Source organism: Kushneria phyllosphaerae (assembly GCF_900312995.1).
Taxonomy (GTDB): Bacteria; Pseudomonadota; Gammaproteobacteria; order Pseudomonadales; family Halomonadaceae; genus Kushneria; species Kushneria phyllosphaerae.
Genome location: NZ_ONZI01000005.1, coordinates 57,166 through 78,405, shown reverse-complemented (window position 1 = coordinate 78,405; position 21,240 = coordinate 57,166). Strand labels below are relative to the sequence as shown.

The window sequence follows — 21,240 nt, the reverse complement described above, 5'->3', positions numbered from 1 at the left end:
GAACAAGTCGGATGCGATGGCGGCCCGACGGCGGCAAACGCCGCCGTCGGGACCGGGTCAGGCTGCCTGACGGCGGCCCTCCATCATGGCCACAAAGCGATCAAACAACGGTGAAACATCATGTGGCCCGGGACTGGCTTCCGGGTGCCCCTGAAAGCTGAAGGCCGGTGTATCGGTCAGCTCAATGCCCTGCAGGGTGTGGTCAAACAGCGATCGGTGCGTGGCCCGCACGTTGGCCGGCAGTGATGCCTCGTCAACGGCAAAACCATGGTTCTGACTGGTGATCATGACATGGCCGCGATCAATATCCAGCACCGGATGATTGGCGCCGTGATGGCCCTGTTTCATCTTGATGGTTTTTGCCCCGCTGGCCAGTGCCAGCAGCTGATGGCCCAGGCAGATGCCAAAGACCGGCGTGCCGGTGGCCAGAATCTCCTGGATGGCCCGGATGGCATAGTCACAGGGCTCTGGATCCCCCGGGCCGTTGGCCAGAAAAACGCCGTCCGGATTCATCGCCATCACCTCACTGGCGGGCGTTTGCGGCGGCACCACGGTCAGGCGGCAGCCCCGGCTGGTCAGCATGCGAAAGATGTTGTGCTTGGTGCCAAAGTCATAGGCCACCACGTGCCAGGGGCGTTCACGCTGGCGAAAATCGGCGTACCCCTTGCTCAGCTGCCACTCACCGTCATGCCACTCATGAATCTCTCGGGTACCGGCCTCGCGGGCCAGATCCATGCCCTTGAGCCCCGGAAAGGCTTTCGCGGCCGCCAGGGCGCGCGCCACGGCGTCATCGCCCTGGGCATCCACTCCGGCCACAATGGCCCCGTTCTGGGCACCCTTGTCACGCAGAAGTCGGGTCAGACGGCGCGTGTCGATGTCGGCAATGCCCAGAATGCCGTGGGCAGCCAGATACTCATCAAGGGCGCGGACGCTGCGGAAATTGCTGACCAGACGGGGCAGGTCACGAATGACCAGGCCGGCGGCATGAATGCGGTGGGATTCGACATCCTCTTCATTGATGCCGGTGTTGCCGATATGGGGGTAGGTCAGGGTCACAATCTGGCGAGAATAGGAAGGGTCGGTCAGGATCTCCTGATAGCCCGTCATGGCCGTATTGAAGACCACCTCGCCACTGGTTTCTCCGTCGGCGCCGATGGAGACGCCGTGAAATACGCTGCCATCCTCGAGCGCCAGAATCGCGGGTTTGATCAATGCAACGTCCTCCACAGGGCAAAAGAAACTGTCAGCGAAAGCAACATGCCACAACGCTGACCGCAAAACCGGCCGTCTGGCGACCCCGTCGACCATGCCCTCCCGGCACGTTCTGGTAACAGACATGCCCCCGGGCTGCAAAAAAGCGGGACGAAACCCTGAAGGGCTTCATCCCGCTTTGTTTTATCGCCATGGTCTGCGGGTTCGACCCGGCCAAATTGTGCCGATAATATCGGATTTCACCCCCGCATGCCATCACACAATGATCAGGCCTGTGGGTCGGCGGGCAGGGCCTGTTTGAGTCCCAGTACATCCTGCATGTCGTAATGACCGGCCTTCTGATCCATCAGCCAGTGCGCAGCCCGCACGGCACCCCGCCCAAAGGTCAGCCGACTCGACGCCTTGTGAGTGATCTCGATGCGCTCGCCCTCGGCGGCAAAGAGCACGGTATGCTCGCCCACGATGTCGCCACCGCGGATGGTGGAAAAGCCGATTTCCCGCGCACTTCGAGGGCCGATCTGCCCCACACGCTGATAAACGCCATCGGCCTTCAGATCACGGCCCAGCGGCTCGGCCACGGCCCGGCCCATCATCAGGGCCGTGCCCGAAGGTGCATCCACCTTGTGACGGTGATGGGCCTCGATGATTTCGATATCAAAGCCTGCATCACCCAGCGCCCGGGCCGCCGTGGCGAGCAGATTGAGTGATAGATTGACACCGGTGCTCATGTTGGCGGCAAACACGAAAGGCACTGTTGATGCGTAACCTTCCAGCAGCTTCAGCTGCTCGTCGTTGAACCCGGTGGTCCCGATCACGAGACGCTTGCCGTGCTCGGCACAAAGCGCCAGATTATCCAGCGTCAGGGCCGGCGTGGTGAAATCGATCAGAACATCGAAGTCATCAATGATGGCCTCGAGACTGCCGGCCAGCATCACGCCCAGACGCCCCTGACCGGCCAGCTCACCGGCATCGGCCCCTTTCAGCGAGCTGTCCGGACGGACAACGGCGCCTGTCAACCGAGCGCTGTCGTCACTGCTGACCGCCTCGATCAGCATTTTGCCCATGCGTCCTGCCGCGCCCATGATGGCAATTCGTGTCACATATCCCCCTGCTCATTGCTCATGTTCATCATTTGCCCGTGCTCATCTCTGCCACTATAACCTATCAGACCCCGCAACCGGACGGCCCCATGGCGGACAGACGTACCCAACACTTTTTTGCTACCACTGTGCTTTCCCTGTGGCTGACCCTGCTGTCCGGCTGCACCCGGGCAGGCGTTGTCGATCCGGGCGGACCGCCCGGCGGCTCAAGCCCCGAGCACCTTGAGTGGTGCGGCATGCTGGAACTGCCGGATCACATGCCCGATGGACAACCCCTCGGGGGACTGTCGGAACTGGCGTTCGACCCCGACAGTCATGTGTTATACCTGCTGTCCGACCGCGCCCGGCTCTACCGCGCTCGCCCCCATTTTGACGACCACCAGCAACTGACGCGCCTTGAACTGCTGGACTCGACACCGCTTCGTGATCAAAAGGGTCAGCCGCTCAAAATGCCCTGGGCCGACAGCGAATCGATGGTGCTGACCAAAGGAGAAAACGGCGCGACGCAGCTTTTGATCGGGTTTGAGCGCCACCATCGACTACAGCGTTTCACGCTTGACGGGCGACCACTGGGAGACGCCATTCGACCGCCGGCACTGGAAGGCGCGCGCGACAACGGCAGTCTGGAAGCGCTGGTCAACCACCCTCGGTACGGCATCATTGCCGGGCTCGAATTTGCCTCACGCGGCATGGCCGCCAACGAAAGCCGGTTATTTGATCTCAAGGGACATCAGTGGCGCTGGCAGCGCAGCAGTGCCAACAGCGGCCTGACGGCGATGGCACCACTGGGCGATGACCTCCTGCTGCTGGAGCGCGACTTCAAGGTCGGCAGGCCCCTGACCATCTCATTGCGGCGCGCTCGACTTTCAGATGCCACACCGGGCAGCGTCGTGCCCGGCAGCACCATTGCCCGGCTGGCCAGTGACGAAGGCTGGCGGCTGGACAATTTTGAGGGATTGGCACACATCGCGCCACATCGCTATCTGATGATCAGCGACGATAACCTGAACTGGTTACAGCGCTCGCTTCTGGGGTGTTTTGACGTCCCGCCGCCTGCGAAGTGACCACCCAGGGGCCGCCGGGGCGCTGCCGGTCATCAGCACGCTGCTCCGGGGCCTGCCGCGTTTTCTGCCAGCAGCGTCTCAAGGGTCATCACTTCCCCGCAGCGGTCCGGCGCGTAACCATTCAGGCCCGCCAGCTCGGCCAGAAAGCCGCGCGAGGCCATATAGCCCAGCAGCGCCTGCATATTGTCCTGAGCCAGCCGTTCGGTGTGACAGACCAGTAAATAGTGCTCGGTGGCCAGAGAAACGAAATCAAGTCCGAACTGTGTGGCGGCCGCCTCTACCCCAAAGCCTGCATCTGCCATGCCCGCCGCCACGTAGGCGGCCACGGCGGTATGCGTGAACTCCTCGTGCCGCGCATCGGGCAGGTCGGCCTCATCGACACCCTGCTCTGCCAACAGCAGATCAAACAGCATGCGGGTCCCGGAGCGTTCGTTACGATGAATAAATCGAACATCACCGCGCGCCAGGTCTTTCATGGTACGAATTCGATGATGATCCTCATGACGCAGCATCAGCCCCTGTCGCCGGGTCACAAAGCGGATAACGCTTAAATTCTGACCGGAGAGCCAGGGGTGATAGACCGCCATGACCTGCCCGGCCAGCTGCGGGTCCACCGGCAGATGAAGACTGGCCAGATCACACTCATCGCGACGCAGCGCTTCGAGGGCTTCCATCGAGGTGCAATAGCGTAAATCCAGCTCCCCCGGAAAATCCGGCAACAGGGCGACGGCGTAACCGTGACTGGCATGCAGACGTAACACGGGATGGGCACCGTCCAGCAGCTGCTGCAGCTGGTGGTTGAGCTCGGAGGCCATGCTGTCGATCTGCGGCCCCAGCCGCGCACGTACCCGCTGCTCCGCCCATAGAAGCTTTTCTCCCAGCGGCGACAGCTTCGTGCCATGGCCACGGCGCATCTCCACCAGCGCCATGCCGAAGAAGGTCTCGGCCCGATTGAGCAGATTCCAGGCATGCCGATAGGAGACATTGGCCCGGCTGGCGGCGTGCGTCAGCTTGCCGGTCTCGAGCAGCCCGGCCAGCAGCACGAACAGCACCGGGTCGAGCAGCTCGCCATCCTCGCGATAAAAGCGCCAGGCCGGAACGATATTCAACTTTTTGCTAAGCATTTTCGTTCATATTTTGCCGCCGTATAGAGAGTGCTAATTTGATCGCGAACGTGACCCTGACTTAAAGCAGTTATGAATAACGATTCCTATAAGATGATCGGATGAGCGATGTCGCTTGAATCCTCCGACCTGATGAGATCCGGCCATGTCACAGATTCCCTCCCCCGTCGCCGACGCCTGGACGCCGGCGCAAATTCAGGCAGTGATTGACGCCCATCGCGAGAGACCGGGCGCCATGCTGCCGACCCTGCACGCCATTCAGGACCGCTTCGGCTTCATTCCTGACGAGGCGGTGCCCATGATTGCCGAGACACTGCGCCATACCCGCGCCGAAGTTCACGGCATCATCAGCTTTTATCACCACTTTCGCACGCATCCGGCAGGACGCAGCGTCATTCAGATCTGTCGCGCCGAAGCCTGTCAGTCGGTCGGCAGCCGCCAGCTTGAAGCGCACGCCAAGGCGTCGCTGGGTGTGGATTATCACCAGACCACGCCAGATCATGAGTTCACCCTCGAGCCGGTCTACTGTCTGGGCAACTGCGCCTGCGGTCCTTCCATCCGCGTCAATGACGACGTTTACGGGCGCATGACGCCCGAGCAGTTTGATGAATTGACCGATGAGCTGTCGGCAACCGTTGTGGAGGTGAAGTGATGGCCATTACCGTTTATGTCCCCCGGGACACCACGGCGCTGGCGCTGGGTGCCGACCGGGTCGCCACCCGTCTCCAGCGCGGCGCAAGGGCCCGTGATGTCGAGATCAACATCGTGCGCAACGGCTCCCGTGGCCTGTTTTATCTGGAACCACTGATTGAAGTCGATACGCCTGACGGCCGCGTGGCGTTTGGCCCGGTCACTCCCGGTGATGTGGAAGCCCTGCTGGATGCGGGGCTGCTTGAAGGCCGTCAGGATCATCCCCTGGCACTCGGGCTGACCGAAGATATCCCCTATCTCAAGCGCCAGCAGCGTCTGACCTTTTCACGCATCGGCATCACCGACCCCTTGTCTCTTGAGGACTACACGGCCCTGCGCGGCTTTGAAGGCCTGAAAAAAACGTTGGCGCTGGACAGCCAGGCCGTGGTCGATGAGGTCAAGACCTCCGGCCTGCGCGGTCGTGGCGGCGCAGCCTTCCCCACCGGCATCAAGTGGCAGACCGTCCATGATCAGGCCCCGGGGCAGAAGTATGTGGTCTGCAATGCCGATGAAGGCGACTCCGGCACCTTTGCTGACCGTCTGGTGATGGAGTGTGATCCCTACATGCTGATCGAGGGCATGACCATTGCCGGCCTCGCCGTAGGCGCCGATCAGGGCTACATCTACCTGCGCTCCGAATATCCGCTGGCGCATGCCATTCTGGATGAAGCGATCGAGCGCGCCGTCAACGCCGGCTATCTCGGCGATAACATTCAGGGCAGCGGCCGCGCCTTTCACCTGGAAGTACGCCTGGGGGCTGGTGCCTATATCTGCGGCGAAGAAACGTCCCTGCTGGAAAGCCTTGAAGGCAAGCGTGGACTGGTGCGCGCCAAGCCACCGCTGCCCGCCATCGAGGGTCTGTTTGGCCGACCCACCGTGGTCAACAACGTCCTGTCGCTGGCGGCAGTTCCCTTCATTATGGATCAGGGCGGCCAGACCTATGCCGACTATGGTCTGGGTCGCTCGCGCGGGACGCTGGCCATTCAGCTGGCCGGCAACGTCAAGCGCGGCGGGCTGGTCGAGCTGGCCTTTGGCACCAGCCTGATCGAGCTGATGGAAGGGTTTGGCGGCGGCACCCTGAGCGGTCGCCCGCTCAAGGCCGTCCAGGTCGGTGGCCCGCTGGGTGCCTATCTGCCAGAAAGCCAGTGGGACAACCCGGTCGATTATGAAGGCTTCGCCGCATTTGGGGGCGTGGTCGGCCATGGCGGCGTGGTGATGTTCGATGACACCGTCGACATGGGCGACCAGGCCCGATTTGCCATGGAATTTTGCAGCGTGGAGTCCTGCGGCAAGTGCACGCCGTGCCGAATCGGTGCCGTGCGTGGCGTGGAGGTCATTGACCGCATCCGCGCCGGCGAGTCGTTCGATAAAAACCTCGCTTTGCTCACCGATCTCTGCGACACCATGGTCGATGGCTCTCTGTGCGCCATGGGCGGCATGACGCCGTTCCCGGTACAGAGCGTCATGCAGCACTTTCCCGATGATCTGACACCTCGACAAGCCGTTACGGCGGGTGGTACGACATGCTGAACTACTTCGATCCCAAACAGGCCGACCCACACGCCTTCAATGCAGGGCTGGGCGGTGTCGGTGACTATCAGAACACCTTCAATCCGGCGTTTTTCGACCGCGATCTGGGTACCCCGGCACGCGTCTCCGAAACGCCGGTCGAGTTGACCATCGACGGCACCGCCATTCGCGTGCCCGAAGGCACCTCTGTCATGCGCGCCGCCGCGCTGGCCGGCATTACCATTCCCCGCCTGTGCGCCTCGGACAATCTCGAAGCGTTCGGCTCGTGCCGACTCTGCGCGGTGGAAATCGAAGGCCGGCGCGGCATGCCGGCCTCGTGTACCACGCCGGTGGTTGAGGGCATGTCTGTCACGACGCAAAACGCCAAAATCGCGAAGCTGCGTCGCAACATCATGGAGCTCTACATCTCCGACCATCCGCTGGACTGTCTGACCTGTCCGGCCAATGGCGACTGTGAGCTGCAGGACATGGCCGGTGTCGTGGGGCTTCGCGAGGTGCGCTACGGCTTTGATGGTGCCAACCATCTCGATGCCGAGATCGATGACTCCAACCCCTATTTCAGCTTTGATCCGAGCAAGTGCATCGTCTGCTCACGCTGCGTGCGTGCCTGCGGTGAGGTTCAGGGCACCTTTGCGCTGACCATCGAAGGTCGCGGTTTCGACTCCAAGGTGGCCGCCAGCCAGAACGAACCCTTCATGGACTCCGAGTGCGTTTCCTGCGGCGCCTGTGTGCAGGCCTGCCCCACCTCGACGCTGATGGAGAAAAGCGTTATCGAGGAAGGCGTGCCCGAACACAGCGTCGTGACCACCTGTGCCTACTGCGGCGTGGGCTGCTCGTTTGAAGCACAGATGAAGGGCGACAAGCTGGTCCGCATGGTCCCCTACAAGGGCGGCGATGCGAACCACGGCCACTCCTGCGTCAAGGGTCGCTTTGCCTTTGGCTACGCCACCCATAAAGACCGGATTCGCGAGCCGATGATTCGCGATTCGATCGACCAGCCCTGGCGTGCCGTCTCCTGGGAGGAGGCCATCAGCTTCGCCGCCCGTCGCCTCAGAGAGATTCAGGCACAGTACGGCCGTGACAGCGTTGGCGGCATCACGTCATCACGCTGCACCAATGAAGAGACCTATCTGGTCCAGAAGCTGATCCGTGCCGCGCTGGGCAACAACAACACCGACACCTGCGCCCGCGTCTGCCATTCGCCGACCGGTTACGGCCTCAAGGCCACGCTGGGTGAGTCCGCCGGGACCCAGACGTTCGACTCGGTCATGAAGGCCGACACCATTCTTGTCATTGGTGCCAACCCCACCGATGCGCATCCGGTGTTTGCTTCACAGATGAAGCGCCGGCTGCGTCAGGGTGCCACGCTGATTGTGGCCGACCCGCGCCGGATCGATCTGCTGAGAACGCCTCACGGCGGTCAGAGCCAGCATCTGGCGCTCAAGCCGGGGACCAACGTGGCGCTGGTCAATGCGCTGGGCCATGTGGTGGTGACAGAAGGCCTGGAGGATACCGACTTCATCGCTAGGCGCTGTGACACCGAGGGCTATCAGCGCTGGCGCGCGTTCATCGCTGATCCGCGTCATGCCCCGGAAGCCGTGGAAGGTGAAACCGGCGTCCCTGCCGAGGCCGTTCGCGAAGCCGCGCGCACCTACGCCAGTGCCGGCAACGGTGCGATCTACTACGGACTGGGCGTGACCGAGCACAGCCAGGGCTCGACCACGGTCATGGCGATCGCCAACCTGGCGATGGCGACCGGCAACATTGGTCGTGAAGGGGTTGGGGTCAACCCGCTGCGCGGACAGAACAACGTTCAGGGCTCCTGCGACATGGGCTCGTTCCCGCATGAACTGCCGGGCTATCAGCACGTGGCAGACCCGGAGATCCGCCAGCGCTTTGAAACCATCTGGAACGCCACACTCGATGACGAGCCTGGGCTTCGCATCCCCAACATGTTTGACGCTGCCATCAATGGCACCTTCAAGGCGCTCTACGTGCAGGGCGAGGACATCGCACAGTCCGATCCCAATACCCAGCACGTCGAATCGGCCCTGTCAGCGCTGGATTGCCTGATCGTGCAGGATATTTTTCTCAACGAAACGGCCAAATACGCCCATGTGCTGCTGCCGGGTGCCACCTTCCTTGAGAAAAACGGCACCTTCACCAACGCCGAGCGTCGCATCAACCGCGTGCGCCGCGTCATGCCACCGGTGGCCGGCAAGGAAGACTGGGAAGTCACTCAGGATCTGGCCAACGCGCTGGGCTATCCCATGAACTACAGCCATCCGTCTGAAATCATGGACGAGATCGCAAGCCTTGCGCCGACCTTCACCGGGGTAAGCTATGACAAGCTCGAACAGCTCGGCAGCATCCAGTGGCCCTGCAATGACGACTATCCGCTCGGCACGCCTACCATGCACGGCGTGGATTTCCCGATCGGCAAGGGAAGCTTTGCCATCACCGAATACGTGGCGACGGAAGAGCGGGTCAATGCGCGCTATCCGCTGCTGCTGACCACCGGGCGCATCCTTAGCCAGTACAATGTTGGCGCGCAGACACGGCGCACCGCCAACAGCAGCTGGCATTCAGAGGACGTGCTGGAGATCCATCCGGCGGATGCCGAGGATCGCGGCCTGCGTGATGGGGACTGGCTCGGCATCCGCAGCCGCGTGGGCAACACCGTGCTGCGCTGTCTGGTCAGCGATCGCATGGCGCCGGGCGTGGTCTACACCACCTTCCACCATCCGGGCAGTGGTGCCAACGTGATCACGACCGACAACTCCGACTGGGCCACCAACTGCCCCGAGTACAAGGTGACGGCCGTGCAGGTTGAGAAGGTCTCGCAGCCCTCGTCCTGGCAGCAGCAGTTCCAGCGCTTTGACGAACGCCAGCAGGGCTATCTGGCCAACGCCGAGTCACCGGAACCGGCGGTCAAATGAGCGCTGGCGACCATGACCCTATTCGGACTGCGAGGTTGACATGAACGATCCCATTGTACCGCTGATCAAGATGGTCAATCAGATCAGCCTCAACAATCGTCATCATGACAGTGATGAGGCGGCGGCCGAGCAGATTGCCGGTCATCTCAAGAGATTCTGGGCCCGTGACATGAAACGCCAGATCATCGACTACGCCGATCAGGACGGCAGCGAGCTCGATCCCGTGTCAAGACTTGCGGTGGCACGACTGAAGACCATGTCGGATGTGGTGAAAGACTGGGAGGAGACCTCAGACGCAGGCTGAGCCAGCGCGAAGCCCCTTTTGAAGTGACCTATCGATGGCCCCCTTGCAATCTACCTGCAGGCGGGGCCATTTTCCTGTCATGTCGCCCGGATTCTGTCAGGCATGAGCCCCCTTGCAAGACATCGTATTGCCAATTTGGCTGTTCGCTATCCTCGTTGCCCCGTGCTGCTCGACGCCGCGAATGAAACCTCGCATAATGCCGAAAAAATGCGAATGATAAACCTTATCATCACATGACAGGACGCTGCCCGGTGTCGCGTTCACAGCGTGTGTCTCCCTCTCTGGCCATCACAATGATCATGAAAAGAAACCTGCTGTTTACCGCTGTTATAACGCTTGTCCTGTTCTCCGGCCTCGCTTCGGCAAAGGACGTGGTGGTCACCGATGTGGCAGGCCGTCAGGTCCATGTCGACACGCCGGTCAAACGCATGATTCTTGGCGAGGGCCGCCAGATCTATCTGCTGAGCGTACTGCAGCCGAAAACCCCCTTTAACGGTGTGGTGGGCTGGCGTGAAGATCTTTCGCAGGCCGACTCGGAAACATACGCCGCCTACGCCGAAAAATTTCCCGAACTGAAAGACATTCCGACCTTTGGCGGTTTCAAGGATGGCACCTTTGACGTGGAGCAGGCCGCGTCTCTTAAACCCGATGTGGTTTTCATGAACATCGAGGCGCAAACGGCCACCGAAGACGCCGGCTACGAGGACAAGCTCGCGGCACTGGACATTCCCATCGTCTATGTCGATTTTCGCGAGAATCCCATCAAGGATACCCCGGCCTCGATCCGACTCATGGGCAAGCTTCTGGACAAGGATGAGAAAGCAGAGCGCTTTATCGACTTTTCCAACCAGCAGATGGCACGTGTGACCGATGTGATTGAAAAGGCCGACCCGGAGCGCCCGCGTGTGTTTATCGATCGCGCCGGCGGCTACTCTGATGACTGCTGCATGAGCTTTGGTCCGCACAATTTTGGCGACTACGTTCGCATTGCCGGCGGCCAGAACATTGCCAATGACATCATTCCCAACACTTTTGGCACCCTCAACCCCGAACAGATCATCGCCTCCAATCCGCAGCAGGTCGTGGTCACCGGTGGCGACTGGGAAGCCTATGTCCCCGGCGGTGCCTGGGTAGGTGTCGGACCGGGCGCTGACATGCGCGAGGCCCGCCGCAAGCTGGAGGCCCTGACGCACCGTACGGCCATGACCGGCATCGATGCCGTTAAACATGATCGTGTCCATGCCATCTGGCATCAGTTCTACAACAGCCCCTATTACTTTGTGGCGATTCAGCAGCTGGCCAAATGGTTCCATCCGGACCTTTTCAAGGATCTCGATCCGGATGCCACCATGCGCGAGCTTCATGAACGCTTTTTGCCCTTGACGTACCAGCCGGGGTACTGGGTGTCGCTCGAGGCGGAAGATGAATAAGTCGACGGCCGCCATGACCTCTCCCGAACAGGGTCGCACCTTCTATCGCACTATGGTCCTGCGCCGTCAGCTGATCCTGCTGGCCCTTCTGGGTGCCCTGTTTTTAAGCTTTTGTGTCGATCTGGCGCTTGGGCCTGCTCGATATGAGCTGACAGAGGTGCTGAGCGCACTGCTCGCGCCCGGCTCGGTCAGCGAGCAGATCAGCGTCATTGTCTGGCAGATTCGCATGCCGGTGGCACTGATGGCGATCGTGGTCGGAGCGAGTCTTTCAATTGCCGGCGCACAGATGCAGACCATCCTCAGCAATCCGCTGGCAAGCCCCTTTACGCTGGGCATCTCGGCCGGGGCTGGATTCGGCGCGGCGCTGGCGCTGGCCTTCGGAGTATCGATCGTGCCGTTCGCCGTGGGCTATATCGTGCCGATCAATGCCTTTTTGGTCGCCATGCTCACGGCGCTGATGATTCATCTTTTGAGCATGCGCCGGGGCGTGACGATTGAAACCATCGTGCTGCTGGGCATTGCCATGGTGTTCATCTTCAACGCGCTCATGGCGCTGATCCAGTTCTTTGCCAGTCAGCAGGCCCTGTCGGCGGTAGTGTTCTGGACCATGGGCAGCCTGACCAAGGCGACCTGGCCCAAGGTCTGGGTCTCGCTGACGGTACTGGTGATTGCGATTCCGCTGCTGGCCCGCCACGGCTGGGCGCTGACCGCCATGCGCCTGGGCGATGCCAAGGCCGAAAGCATGGGCGTACGCCCACGCAGGCTGCGACTTCAAGTGCTAATGCTGGTGTCCCTGCTGGCCTCGGTATCGGTGGCCTTTGTCGGCACGATCGGCTTCATCGGGCTGGTAGGGCCGCATATTGCGCGAATGCTGGTAGGCGAGGATCAGCGCTTTTTCCTGCCGGCCTCGGCCCTGTGTGGCGCCCTGATCCTGTCGGTAGGTTCGGTGATCTCCAAGATGCTGATTCCGGGCACGGTGATTCCCATCGGTATCATCACCTCGCTGGTCGGCATTCCGTTTTTCCTCTTTCTTGTTCTCAACCAGAAGAAATCGACATGGTAAGCCTGACGCTTGAACAGGTGACCGCCCACTACGGCAAGCGTGAAGTGCTCTCGAGCATTACCACCCCGACGCTGTCGGGCGGCCAGGTGGTGGCGCTACTGGGACCCAATGCTGCGGGCAAGTCCACACTGTTTCGACGCATTCTGGGGCTGCTGGCCGGTGGCGGCCAGGTTCGGATCGCCGGAACAAACGCCGAGCGACCGGTGGCCTACATGCCACAGGAAACCCGAATCGATGCGGTGTTGAGCGTCTACGAAAGCGTCTTGCTGGCACGCATGCAGGGTCGCCGTCTCAAGGTGCAGCCCGAGGATCTGGCGCAGGTGGATGCAGCCCTTGACGAGCTCAATATTCAGACACTGGCCCAGCGTGATATCGGAGACCTCAGCGGCGGCCAGCGCCAGCTGGTCAGCGCCGCCCAGGCGCTGGTGCAGTCTCCGGATATCCTGTTACTGGATGAACCCACTTCGGCGCTTGATCTGCATCGCCAGATCGGCCTTTTAAGCGTGCTTCGCCGGCTGGCCGAACAGCGTCAAATGTTGATCATTGTGGCGCTCCACGATCTGGGGCATGCGCTGCGCTTTGCCGACCAAGCCATTGTGCTGGCCGGCGGGGCGCTCAAGGCGTGCGGGCCGACGCGGGCCGTGGTCACCGCCGAACTTCTGCGCGAGGTCTATCAGGTCGAAGGACGCATCGAAACCTGCTCCAGAGGCAGTCCAATGCTGGTGGTTGAGACAGCACTGTAAACGCTGAAAACCGGTGCCACCGCGGTATCAAGCGATCATCCCACACGGGCACCGGGTTATTTCAGGACTTCGACTTTCACCGGTGCCACGCCACTGCGGATCATTCCGATCTGCTCGGCGGCAGCACGGGATAGATCAATCACTCGCCCTCTTGAAAAGGGACCGCGGTCATTGATCCGCACCACGGTCTGACGCTGATTGTTCAGGTTGGTCACTCGCACCCGGGTGCCAAAGGACAGAGATCGATGCGCCGCTGTCAGAGCGCTTTTATCATAGCGTTCACCACTGGCGGTGCGTGCGCCCTGATGACGGTCGCTGTAGTAGGAGGCCTTACCCGAGGCAGTGGCTCCCGGCGCATCAGACAGCTGGCTGCCGGCGCATCCAGCCAGCCCCAATAGACACAGCAGCGCCAGAAGCTGCTGCCCTTTTAGCCAGCACTTTGCCGGCATTGATACGATCGACATGGCCCGTACTCTTCATAAAAAAACGCACCGCAGTCTATCAGAGCTGCGGTGCGCTTTTTTGGCGGGATCACACGATGGTGTCAGTGACCTTTCACTTCGATATCAACCTTGATGTTGCCTCGAGTGGCCTTGGAGTACGGGCACATCTCATGCGCCTGAGCGATCAGCTTTTCCGCTTCGGCCTGGGGCAGAGCCACTTCCGCAGTCAGTTTAACCGCCAGGTTGTAGTCATGATTTTCAGCATCCAGTGTGACATGAGCGGCCACCGGGATGTCATCGAGCTTATGACCCTGCTGGCGTGCCACGCCCATGGCGGCGCTGGAGAAACAGGCGGCATAACCGGCAGCAAAAAGCTGCTCCGGATTGGTGGCATCTGTACCACTGCCCGGCATGGCAAGATCGACATCAAGAATGCCGTCATCGCTTCTGGCATGTCCCTTGCGTCCGCCGGAGACATTGACGGTGGTTTCATACATGACTGACATGATGCTCTTCCTGTGTTGAAAACCTGCTGCAAGCGTAGTTGATACCACCTCAGGACGCCTGGCCATGTGGCCAAACACAAAAAAACCCTGCCAACCGGCAGGGTTTTTGAGATCGATCCAGACGCTTATGGGCGCATGTCATCGAAAAACTTTTTCACGCCGTCAAACCAGCGGCTTTTACGCGGCGAATGCCGGGTGTCCGTGCCGTCCAGGCTTTCCTGGAACTGACGCAGCAGCTGCTTTTGCTCTTCATCAAGATTGACTGGCGTTTCCAGTACCACCTTGCACATCAGATCGCCTGGTGCGCCGCCACGTACCGGCTTGACGCCCTTGCCACGCAACCTGAAAAGCTTGCCGGTCTGGGTCTCGGGCGGAATGCGCAGCTTGACGCGACCTTCAAGCGTCGGCACTTCAAGCTCACCACCGAGGGTGGCGTCCACAAAATTGATGGGCACTTCGCAGTAGAGATCGCGCCCGTCGCGCTCGAAGATGGCATGGGCCTTGATGGCCACCTGCACATAAAGATCGCCTGCCGGGCCACCGTTAACGCCGGCTTCACCTTCACCGTTGAGGCGAATGCGGTCACCGGTATCGACGCCTGGCGGAATCTTGACCGACAGGGTGCGCGTTTCCTGAACACGCCCTTCACCGTGGCACTTGCGGCACGGCGTATCAACGCTCTGCCCCTGACCATGGCAGGTCGGGCAGGGCTGCTGCACGGCAAAAAAGCCCTGCTGCATGCGAACCTGACCCATGCCGTTACAGGTGGAGCAGGTGCGCTTGCTGGTACCGGGTTCGGCGCAATCACCGTGACAGCGATCGCATTCCACCAGGCGCGGCACGCGAATATCGACCGTCGTGCCGGCAACGGCCTCTTCCAGATCGATTTCCAGGTTGTAACGCAGATCACTGCCACGCGCGGCACCGCCTGGGCCGCGCCGTCCACCGGCACCCCCGAAGATGTCGCCGAACACGTCGCCGAAGATATCGCTGAAACCGCCTGCACCGCCGGCCCCACCAAAGCCACCGCCGCCAAAGCCGCCGCCCTGACCATCAACGCCGGCATGGCCGAACTGGTCATAGGCCGCCCGCTTGTCACCGTCGGCTAATACTTCATAAGCGTCAGAGACCTCACGAAACTTCTCGGCCGCCGTCTCATCATCAGGGTTACGATCGGGATGATACTTCTGTGCCAGGCGACGATAGGCCTTCTTGATTTCCTTGTCGTCGGCGCCGCGCTCGACGCCGAGGACCTCATAATAGTCACGCTTGGACATGGTCTAACGAATCCTCCGAAGTCTGACACCTGCAAAAACAACGCGGGAGCAAGGCTCCCGCGTTGTACAGATCAGGCGTGAAAAACCTTACTGCTTTTTCTGATCGTCGTTGACTTCTTCGTAGTCCGCATCGACCACATCATCACCGCTCTTCTGAGTACCTTCCGACTGCTCACCCTGAGCCTGTTCGCCCTGCTCGGCGTACATTTTCTGGGCCAGGTTACCGGAAGCCTCGGTCAGGGCATCCAGCTTCGGCTGGATCTGCTCGGGGTCATCGCTCTTGAGCGCTTCTTCCAGTTCGGTAATGGCCGTTTCAATGCTCTGACGATCTTCGTCAGTGGCCTTGTCACCGGACTCTTCCAGCGTCTTGCGCGAGGCATGAATCATGCCGTCGGCCTGGTTGCGCAGCTGAACGAGCTCCTCGAACTTCTTGTCTTCGGCCTCGTGCGCCTCGGCGTCCTTGACCATCTGATCAATCTCGTCATCGGAGAGACCGCCGGAAGACTTGATCACGATCGACTGTTCCTTGCCGGTCGCCTTGTCCTTCGCCGTGATGTTCAGGATACCGTTGGCATCAAGATCGAAGGCCACTTCAATCTGCGGCACGCCACGCGGGGCCGGCGGAATGTCGGCCAAGTCGAAACGACCCAGTGACTTGTTCTGCCCTGCCTGCTTGCGCTCACCCTGCAGCGCATGAATGGTCACTGCCGTCTGATTGTCCTCGGCCGTGGAGAAGGTCTGTGTCTTCTTGGTCGGGATCGTGGTGTTCTTTTCGATCAGCGGTGTCATGACACCACCCATCGTTTCGATACCCAGTGTCAGCGGCGTCACGTCGAGCAGCAGCACGTCCTTGACGTCACCGCCCAGTACGCCGCCCTGAAGCGCCGCACCCATGGCAACGGCTTCGTCAGGGTTGACGTCCTTGCGAGCTTCCTGACCAAAGAATTCGGCAACCTTTTGCTGAACCATCGGCATGCGCGTCTGGCCACCGACCAGGATCACGTCCTGAATCTCGCTATTGGAGAGACCGGCATCCTGCATGGCCGTCTTGCACGGGCCGAGCGAGCGCTGTACCAGATCTTCGACCAGTGACTCGAGCTTGGCACGAGTGACCTTGACCGCCAGGTGCTTGGGGCCGGTCTGATCTGCCGTGATATAGGGCAGGTTGACTTCGGTCTGCTGTGCGGAAGACAGCTCGATCTTGGCCTTCTCGGCGGCTTCCTTCAGACGCTGCATGGCGAGCGAATCGCCTGACAGGTCGATACCGGAATCGGTCTTGAACTGCTGGACAAGATAGTCGATCAGCTTGAGGTCAAAGTCTTCGCCGCCAAGGAAGGTGTCACCGTTGGTCGCGAGGACTTCGAACTGCTTCTCACCGTCGACATCGGCCACTTCGATAATGGAGATATCAAAGGTACCGCCGCCCAGGTCGTAAACCGCAATGGTACGATCGCCGCCCTTGCTGTCCATGCCGTAGGCCAGCGCTGCAGCCGTCGGCTCGTTGATGATGCGCTTGACTTCAAGACCGGCAATACGACCGGCGTCCTTTGTGGCCTGACGCTGAGAGTCGTTGAAGTAGGCCGGTACGGTGATGACCGCTTCCGTGACCTCTTCACCGAGATAATCCTCGGCGGTCTTTTTCATCTTCTTCAGGACTTCAGCGCTGACCTGCGGCGGCGCCATCTTCTTGTCGTTGACCTGAACCCAGGCATCGCCGTTGTCGGCTTCGATGATGCTGTAAGGCACCATCTTGATGTCCTTTTGAACAACGTCATCCTTGAATTTTCGGCCAATCAGACGCTTGACCGCATACAGGGTGTTGTTCGGGTTGGTCACGGCCTGACGCTTGGCCGCCTGACCTACCAGTGTTTCGCCGTCACCGGTATAGCCGATGATGGAAGGCGTCGTGCGAGCACCTTCGGCGTTTTCGATTACGCGGGTCTTATCGCCATCAAGCACAGCCACACAGGAGTTGGTTGTGCCAAGGTCGATACCAATAATGCGTCCCATAAGTGTCACCTCGAAAAATCTTTTGAACCAGAATTGCTGTCGATGCGCAGCCAACGCTGCGTGGATGTCTGCCTATGTGTGGGCATTACGCTGCTTTTCAAGACCCCACACGTATCGTTGTCGACAAATCATCCGAAACCGGGTAGTCAGGCCTGCTTGCTCACCACCACCATGGCCGGGCGAACCAGGCGACCGTTAAGCGTGTATCCCTTCTGCATGACGTCCATGACCGTGTTGGGATCCATCTCGGGATTGGCCACCTGCGTCATGGCTTCATGGTACTGGGGGTCAAAGGGCTCGCCGTGCGGGTCGAGCTGCTCAACGCCAAACTTCCCGAGCACGTCCAGCTGCATCCGAAGGGTCATTGATACGCCCTCACGATGTGTTTCGCTGACATCCTCGCTCATGCTTTCAAGCCCCTTCTCGAGGCTGTCCACGACCGGCAGCAGCTCCTTGACGAACTTTTCAAGCGCAAACTTTTTGGCCTTCTCGGCATCCTGCTCGGCACGGCGGCGTACGTTTTGCGCTTCGGCCGCGGCCCGGACCTGCTGGTCCTTCACCTGTGCCAGCTCCTGCTCGAGTTCTGCCACGCGTCCGGCCAGAACGTCGGCTTCCTGCTCGCTCTGGCTCATCACGGCATCGTCGTCCGAGGCCAGTTCGCCTTCGATATCCTCGAGAGTATCCGTATTGTCGGTGTCAAGCGGTTGCGGCTCGCCTTCGCGCTCGGCACGCTCGAGTTCTTCATCTCTTGGATCATGCGGCTTGTTGGTCATACCCCACTCCTGACTCGCTGTGTCTACTATTGAATCATGGCGCTCATGTTGCGCGGGCATACGCGACCGGCTGTCAGTGCGTCATCCTGTAGAGCGACATTCATGCTGAAAACTGTTTACCCAGATGGGGCATTCGGGTCGCAATCTCAAGGCATGACGACGATGAAATTACCAATTCAGGGTATTGAAGCCCGATCAGAGCAGCTGTATAAAAACACATTCACTGTATATAAAATCAGTCTCTACCCACTAATACCCAGTCATTGCGACACCGCGCACGGGAGTGGCCATGCTGTCTCAGCTATCCATCAGTAACTACGCCATTGTTGAACATCTGGAACTGGATTTCCGCGATGGCATGACGGCCATCACCGGCGAAACCGGTGCCGGCAAGTCCATTCTTCTGGACGCCCTGTCGCTTTGCCTGGGGGAAAGAGCCGATGCCGGCAGCGTGCGCCATGGTGCCTCGCGGGCCGATCTGGCGGTGCGCTTTGACGTCGAGAAACTGTCCGACGCACGCGCCTGGCTTGCCGAGCGCGACCTCGACGATACGGAGTGTCTGATGCGACGCTCGGTAACCGCCAACGGCCGCTCAAAGGCCTGGATCAACGGCGTACCGGCAACGCTTGCCGACCTCAAGGCGCTCAGCGAACATCTGATTGATATCCACGGCCAGCATGCCCATCAGACCCTGATGCGCGAGGAGACGCATCTGCGTCTGCTGGACGATTTTGCAGGCCACAGCGAGAAGGTCGAACAGCTCACGCAGATCTATCGTCAGTGGCAGCAGGCCAGTCGCCGACTGAAAAATGCACGGGAAAACGGTGACGAGCAGCAGGCTCGCTGTCAGCTGTTGCGCTATCAGGTTGAAGAGCTCGACGCGCTGGCACTGGGCGAAGAAGAGCTCTTGGCACTTGAAGAGGAACAGACCCGCCTGGCCAATGCCGAAGAAATCATTACTCAGGCGCAGTTTGCCGCCGACTGCTGTGATGATGATGAGAGCGGCGCCCTGTTCCGCCTGACTCAGGCCAGACAGCGACTGGAGCAGCTGCCCGGCAGTGACAGCGGCGCCCTGGCCAACATTCTGGGTATGCTGGGAGATGCCTGCATTCAGCTCCAGGAAGCGGGCTATGAACTTCATCACTATGTCAACGCCACTGAACTGGACCCTGATCGTCTGATGACGGTCGAGTCACGTCTGGCCGAAATTCACCGTATCGCCCGCAAGCACCACGTCATGCCCGAGGAAGTGTCGGCGCTGCATCAACGCCTGCAGACAGAACTTTCCGCGTTACAGGATGGCGGGGAAGACATGGAGACGCTGGTCGAGGCCACGGAAACCGCGCGCAACGCCTGGCGCGAACTGGCCCGCCAGATCTCAGAGCAGCGCACCGAGGCAGCACGCTGCATGGGCGAGGAAGTGAAGTCTCAGCTGGCCTTTCTGGGTATGGAAAAGGCGGACTTTACCGTTGATGTCGCACGCCGGGAGACAGCACAACCCGACGGCATGGACCGGGTCAGCTTTTTGATCAGCGCCAACCCTGGTCAACCGGCTCGCGCTCTGACCCGAGTGGCATCGGGCGGTGAACTTTCCCGCGTCAGTCTCGCCATTCAGGTGGTCGCCGCACAGCACAGCACTATTCCGACACTGGTCTTTGACGAGGTCGATGTCGGCATTTCAGGCGCCACGGCCGAAATCGTCGGACAGCTGCTGCGACAGCTGGGCGGTCACGGTCAGATTCTATGCGTCACGCATCTGCCTCAGGTCGCCGCACAGGGGCATCAGCACCTGCATATCGAAAAACAAGCAGATGAGCGCACCACGCATACCACCATGGCACTGCTCGATGAGGGAGGACGGGTCAGGGAGCTAGCACGGATGCTGGGAGGCGTACACCTTTCAGAGCGCACGTTGGCCCACGCCCGTGAAATGCTGGACGTCAGTCAGCGCTCTGCCCATTAGCAGCTGGGGCTTCCGGGTTACCGACATCAAAACGCCGCGAACATTCGCGGCGTTTTTGTGATCACCCAGGTGTTCGTGGTTCTGATCAGCGGCGATTGCCACCGCCATCCTGACGCGTCGCGCTGGAGCCCTTTGGGCGGACATAAAGCACCAGGGCATGATCGACCAGCTCGTAGCCGCGCTCTTCGGCAAGCTCACGCTGACGACGCTCGATATCGCGATCAAAGAATTCGACGACTTCGCCCGTTTCCAGACACAGCATGTGATCGTGATGTTCTTCCTGAGACATTTCGAATACAGCATGGCCGCCGTCAAAATTGTGACGTACCACAAGTCCTGCGGACTCGAACTGTGTCAGGACACGATAAACAGTGGCCAGACCGACGTCTTCACCGGAATCCAGCAGCGCCTTGTAGACGTCTTCAGCGCTCATGTGCAGATCCTCTTCCCGAGTTGCCTCGAGGATCTGAAGGATTTTTACGCGGGGCAGGGTCACCTTGAGGCCCGCCTTGCGTAACTCCTGATTTCTATCGGCCATGGTAGCTCTTCGCAGTCTCTGGATGTATCGGGTATGATCGATCAAGGCAAACGATAGGGAAAGTCCCAGGCAAATGCAAAACACGCTCAAGCTTATAATTTTTTCTTTTCTGATCAGTCTGTTAGCAGCATGCGTTTACAAGCGCGACCTGCCACAGGGTAATCTGATCACTCCCGATATGGTGTCGCAGCTGCAGCCCGGCATGAGCCGTCAGCAGGTCGTACAGGTCATGGGGAGTCCCCTGATGTACAACGCCTTTGACGATTCACACTGGAACTATGTCTATCGGCTGAAGGATGCTGACGACAATATCACTGAAAAGCAGGTTTCGCTCGTCTTTAATGGCAATCAACTGGCGGATGTTCAGACAGCCGGCGATATCGATGCCAGCCCCCGAACGCAGCAGCTTGATGCCCCTGCATCAGCTGCCGCCGCAGGGCCCGGAGAAGTGGTTTCCCCCATGGGTCAGCCGACATCAAATCCCGAGGGTGGCGCGGCGGATCCGACCCTGTAAGCCATCGACAGGATAGC

General features: G+C 60.3%; 19 protein-coding genes. 10 read left to right on the top strand and 9 right to left on the bottom strand.

Annotation, left to right across the window (positions count from 1 at the left end; genetic code table 11):
* Positions 1–57: 57 nt before the first annotated feature.
* Entirely contained in the window at positions 58–1,212 is a 1,155-nt protein-coding gene (carA, locus tag KSP9073_RS16555; protein ID WP_207771509.1) for a glutamine-hydrolyzing carbamoyl-phosphate synthase small subunit, read from the bottom strand.
* Between the two features lie 266 nt (positions 1,213–1,478).
* Complete coding sequence (gene dapB, locus KSP9073_RS16550) at positions 1,479–2,312, bottom strand: 4-hydroxy-tetrahydrodipicolinate reductase (RefSeq protein WP_108844084.1); 834 nt, start codon at positions 2,310–2,312, stop codon at positions 1,479–1,481.
* An 89-nt stretch (positions 2,313–2,401) separates the two neighbouring features.
* Here dapB and KSP9073_RS16545 point away from each other — a divergent pair, with 89 nt between their 5' ends.
* Complete coding sequence (locus KSP9073_RS16545) at positions 2,402–3,376, top strand: esterase-like activity of phytase family protein (RefSeq protein ID WP_108844083.1); 975 nt, start codon at positions 2,402–2,404, stop codon at positions 3,374–3,376.
* A gap of 32 nt (positions 3,377–3,408) precedes the next feature.
* On the opposite strand, the gene KSP9073_RS16540 is transcribed toward KSP9073_RS16545, so the two are convergent.
* Positions 3,409–4,500, bottom strand: a complete 1,092-nt coding sequence (locus tag KSP9073_RS16540; protein WP_108844082.1) for a substrate-binding domain-containing protein — start codon at positions 4,498–4,500, stop codon at positions 3,409–3,411.
* Between the two features lie 145 nt (positions 4,501–4,645).
* Here KSP9073_RS16540 and KSP9073_RS16535 point away from each other — a divergent pair, with 145 nt between their 5' ends.
* The 7 genes from KSP9073_RS16535 (at position 4,646) to KSP9073_RS16505 (ending at position 13,199) form a co-directional block, all read left to right on the top strand.
* On the top strand, positions 4,646–5,152 hold the full coding sequence (locus tag KSP9073_RS16535; protein WP_108844081.1) for a formate dehydrogenase subunit gamma: 507 nt from the start codon (positions 4,646–4,648) through the stop codon (positions 5,150–5,152).
* Positions 5,152–6,720: a formate dehydrogenase beta subunit gene (locus tag KSP9073_RS16530; protein ID WP_108844080.1), complete on the top strand. Its 1,569-nt coding sequence runs from the start codon at positions 5,152–5,154 to the stop codon at positions 6,718–6,720. Before KSP9073_RS16535 ends, KSP9073_RS16530 begins: the two co-directional genes overlap by 1 nt.
* The gene (gene fdhF / locus KSP9073_RS16525) at positions 6,714–9,659 is read left to right on the top strand and encodes a formate dehydrogenase subunit alpha (protein WP_108844079.1); all 2,946 of its coding nucleotides are present in this window, start codon (positions 6,714–6,716) and stop codon (positions 9,657–9,659) included. The genes KSP9073_RS16530 and fdhF overlap by 7 nt, the downstream gene beginning before the upstream one ends.
* A 40-nt stretch (positions 9,660–9,699) precedes the next feature.
* Positions 9,700–9,963: a formate dehydrogenase subunit delta gene (locus KSP9073_RS16520; RefSeq protein ID WP_108844078.1), complete on the top strand. Its 264-nt coding sequence runs from the start codon at positions 9,700–9,702 to the stop codon at positions 9,961–9,963.
* Between the two features lie 251 nt (positions 9,964–10,214).
* The gene (locus KSP9073_RS16515; RefSeq protein ID WP_341476573.1) at positions 10,215–11,393 is read left to right on the top strand and encodes an ABC transporter substrate-binding protein; all 1,179 of its coding nucleotides are present in this window, start codon (positions 10,215–10,217) and stop codon (positions 11,391–11,393) included.
* Complete coding sequence (locus KSP9073_RS16510; RefSeq protein ID WP_108844077.1) at positions 11,386–12,456, top strand: FecCD family ABC transporter permease; 1,071 nt, start codon at positions 11,386–11,388, stop codon at positions 12,454–12,456. The genes KSP9073_RS16515 and KSP9073_RS16510 overlap by 8 nt, the downstream gene beginning before the upstream one ends.
* Entirely contained in the window at positions 12,450–13,199 is a 750-nt protein-coding gene (locus KSP9073_RS16505; RefSeq protein ID WP_108844076.1) for an ABC transporter ATP-binding protein, read from the top strand. The genes KSP9073_RS16510 and KSP9073_RS16505 overlap by 7 nt, the downstream gene beginning before the upstream one ends.
* A gap of 56 nt (positions 13,200–13,255) precedes the next feature.
* On the opposite strand, the gene KSP9073_RS16500 is transcribed toward KSP9073_RS16505, so the two are convergent.
* The 5 genes from KSP9073_RS16500 to grpE all read right to left on the bottom strand — a co-directional run bounded on the left by KSP9073_RS16500 (position 13,256) and on the right by grpE (position 18,208).
* Positions 13,256–13,663, bottom strand: a complete 408-nt coding sequence (locus KSP9073_RS16500; protein ID WP_108844075.1) for a septal ring lytic transglycosylase RlpA family protein — start codon at positions 13,661–13,663, stop codon at positions 13,256–13,258.
* A gap of 80 nt (positions 13,664–13,743) precedes the next feature.
* A complete protein-coding gene (locus tag KSP9073_RS16495) occupies positions 13,744–14,148 on the bottom strand; it encodes an organic hydroperoxide resistance protein (RefSeq protein WP_108844074.1) in 405 nt (134 codons plus the stop codon).
* Positions 14,149–14,273: 125 nt separating this feature from the next.
* Positions 14,274–15,425: a molecular chaperone DnaJ gene (gene dnaJ / locus KSP9073_RS16490; RefSeq protein ID WP_108844073.1), complete on the bottom strand. Its 1,152-nt coding sequence runs from the start codon at positions 15,423–15,425 to the stop codon at positions 14,274–14,276.
* A gap of 87 nt (positions 15,426–15,512) precedes the next feature.
* A complete protein-coding gene (dnaK, locus tag KSP9073_RS16485) occupies positions 15,513–17,435 on the bottom strand; it encodes a molecular chaperone DnaK (RefSeq protein ID WP_108844072.1) in 1,923 nt (640 codons plus the stop codon).
* Between the two features lie 146 nt (positions 17,436–17,581).
* Entirely contained in the window at positions 17,582–18,208 is a 627-nt protein-coding gene (gene grpE, locus KSP9073_RS16480) for a nucleotide exchange factor GrpE (protein ID WP_108844071.1), read from the bottom strand.
* Between the two features lie 289 nt (positions 18,209–18,497).
* On the opposite strand from grpE, the gene recN reads away from it, so the two are divergent.
* The gene (recN, locus tag KSP9073_RS16475; protein WP_108844070.1) at positions 18,498–20,171 is read left to right on the top strand and encodes a DNA repair protein RecN; all 1,674 of its coding nucleotides are present in this window, start codon (positions 18,498–18,500) and stop codon (positions 20,169–20,171) included.
* 85 nt (positions 20,172–20,256) lie between these two features.
* Here recN and fur read toward each other — a convergent pair whose 3' ends face one another.
* Positions 20,257–20,709, bottom strand: coding sequence for a ferric iron uptake transcriptional regulator (gene fur, locus KSP9073_RS16470; protein ID WP_086620854.1), 453 nt, complete (start codon positions 20,707–20,709; stop codon positions 20,257–20,259).
* A gap of 73 nt (positions 20,710–20,782) precedes the next feature.
* On the opposite strand from fur, the gene KSP9073_RS16465 reads away from it, so the two are divergent.
* Positions 20,783–21,223, top strand: coding sequence for an outer membrane protein assembly factor BamE (locus tag KSP9073_RS16465; protein WP_108844069.1), 441 nt, complete (start codon positions 20,783–20,785; stop codon positions 21,221–21,223).
* Positions 21,224–21,240 lie beyond the last annotated feature (17 nt).

Excerpts from the sequence above, each read along its gene's own strand:
- KSP9073_RS16545 (WP_108844083.1), top strand. The coding sequence starts at position 2,402 with ATGGCGGACAGACGTACCCAACACTTTTTTGCTACCACTGTGCTTTCC.
- KSP9073_RS16540 (WP_108844082.1), bottom strand. The coding sequence starts at position 4,500 with ATGCTTAGCAAAAAGTTGAATATCGTTCCGGCCTGGCGCTTTTATCGC.
- KSP9073_RS16535 (WP_108844081.1), top strand. The coding sequence starts at position 4,646 with ATGTCACAGATTCCCTCCCCCGTCGCCGACGCCTGGACGCCGGCGCAA.
- KSP9073_RS16530 (WP_108844080.1), top strand. The coding sequence starts at position 5,152 with ATGGCCATTACCGTTTATGTCCCCCGGGACACCACGGCGCTGGCGCTG.
- fdhF (WP_108844079.1), top strand. The coding sequence starts at position 6,714 with ATGCTGAACTACTTCGATCCCAAACAGGCCGACCCACACGCCTTCAAT.
- KSP9073_RS16520 (WP_108844078.1), top strand. The coding sequence starts at position 9,700 with ATGAACGATCCCATTGTACCGCTGATCAAGATGGTCAATCAGATCAGC.
- KSP9073_RS16510 (WP_108844077.1), top strand. The coding sequence starts at position 11,386 with ATGAATAAGTCGACGGCCGCCATGACCTCTCCCGAACAGGGTCGCACC.
- KSP9073_RS16505 (WP_108844076.1), top strand. The coding sequence starts at position 12,450 with ATGGTAAGCCTGACGCTTGAACAGGTGACCGCCCACTACGGCAAGCGT.
- KSP9073_RS16500 (WP_108844075.1), bottom strand. The coding sequence starts at position 13,663 with ATGTCGATCGTATCAATGCCGGCAAAGTGCTGGCTAAAAGGGCAGCAG.
- KSP9073_RS16495 (WP_108844074.1), bottom strand. The coding sequence starts at position 14,148 with ATGTCAGTCATGTATGAAACCACCGTCAATGTCTCCGGCGGACGCAAG.
- dnaJ (WP_108844073.1), bottom strand. The coding sequence starts at position 15,425 with ATGTCCAAGCGTGACTATTATGAGGTCCTCGGCGTCGAGCGCGGCGCC.
- dnaK (WP_108844072.1), bottom strand. The coding sequence starts at position 17,435 with ATGGGACGCATTATTGGTATCGACCTTGGCACAACCAACTCCTGTGTG.
- grpE (WP_108844071.1), bottom strand. The coding sequence starts at position 18,208 with ATGACCAACAAGCCGCATGATCCAAGAGATGAAGAACTCGAGCGTGCC.
- recN (WP_108844070.1), top strand. The coding sequence starts at position 18,498 with ATGCTGTCTCAGCTATCCATCAGTAACTACGCCATTGTTGAACATCTG.
- fur (WP_086620854.1), bottom strand. The coding sequence starts at position 20,709 with ATGGCCGATAGAAATCAGGAGTTACGCAAGGCGGGCCTCAAGGTGACC.
- KSP9073_RS16465 (WP_108844069.1), top strand. The coding sequence starts at position 20,783 with ATGCAAAACACGCTCAAGCTTATAATTTTTTCTTTTCTGATCAGTCTG.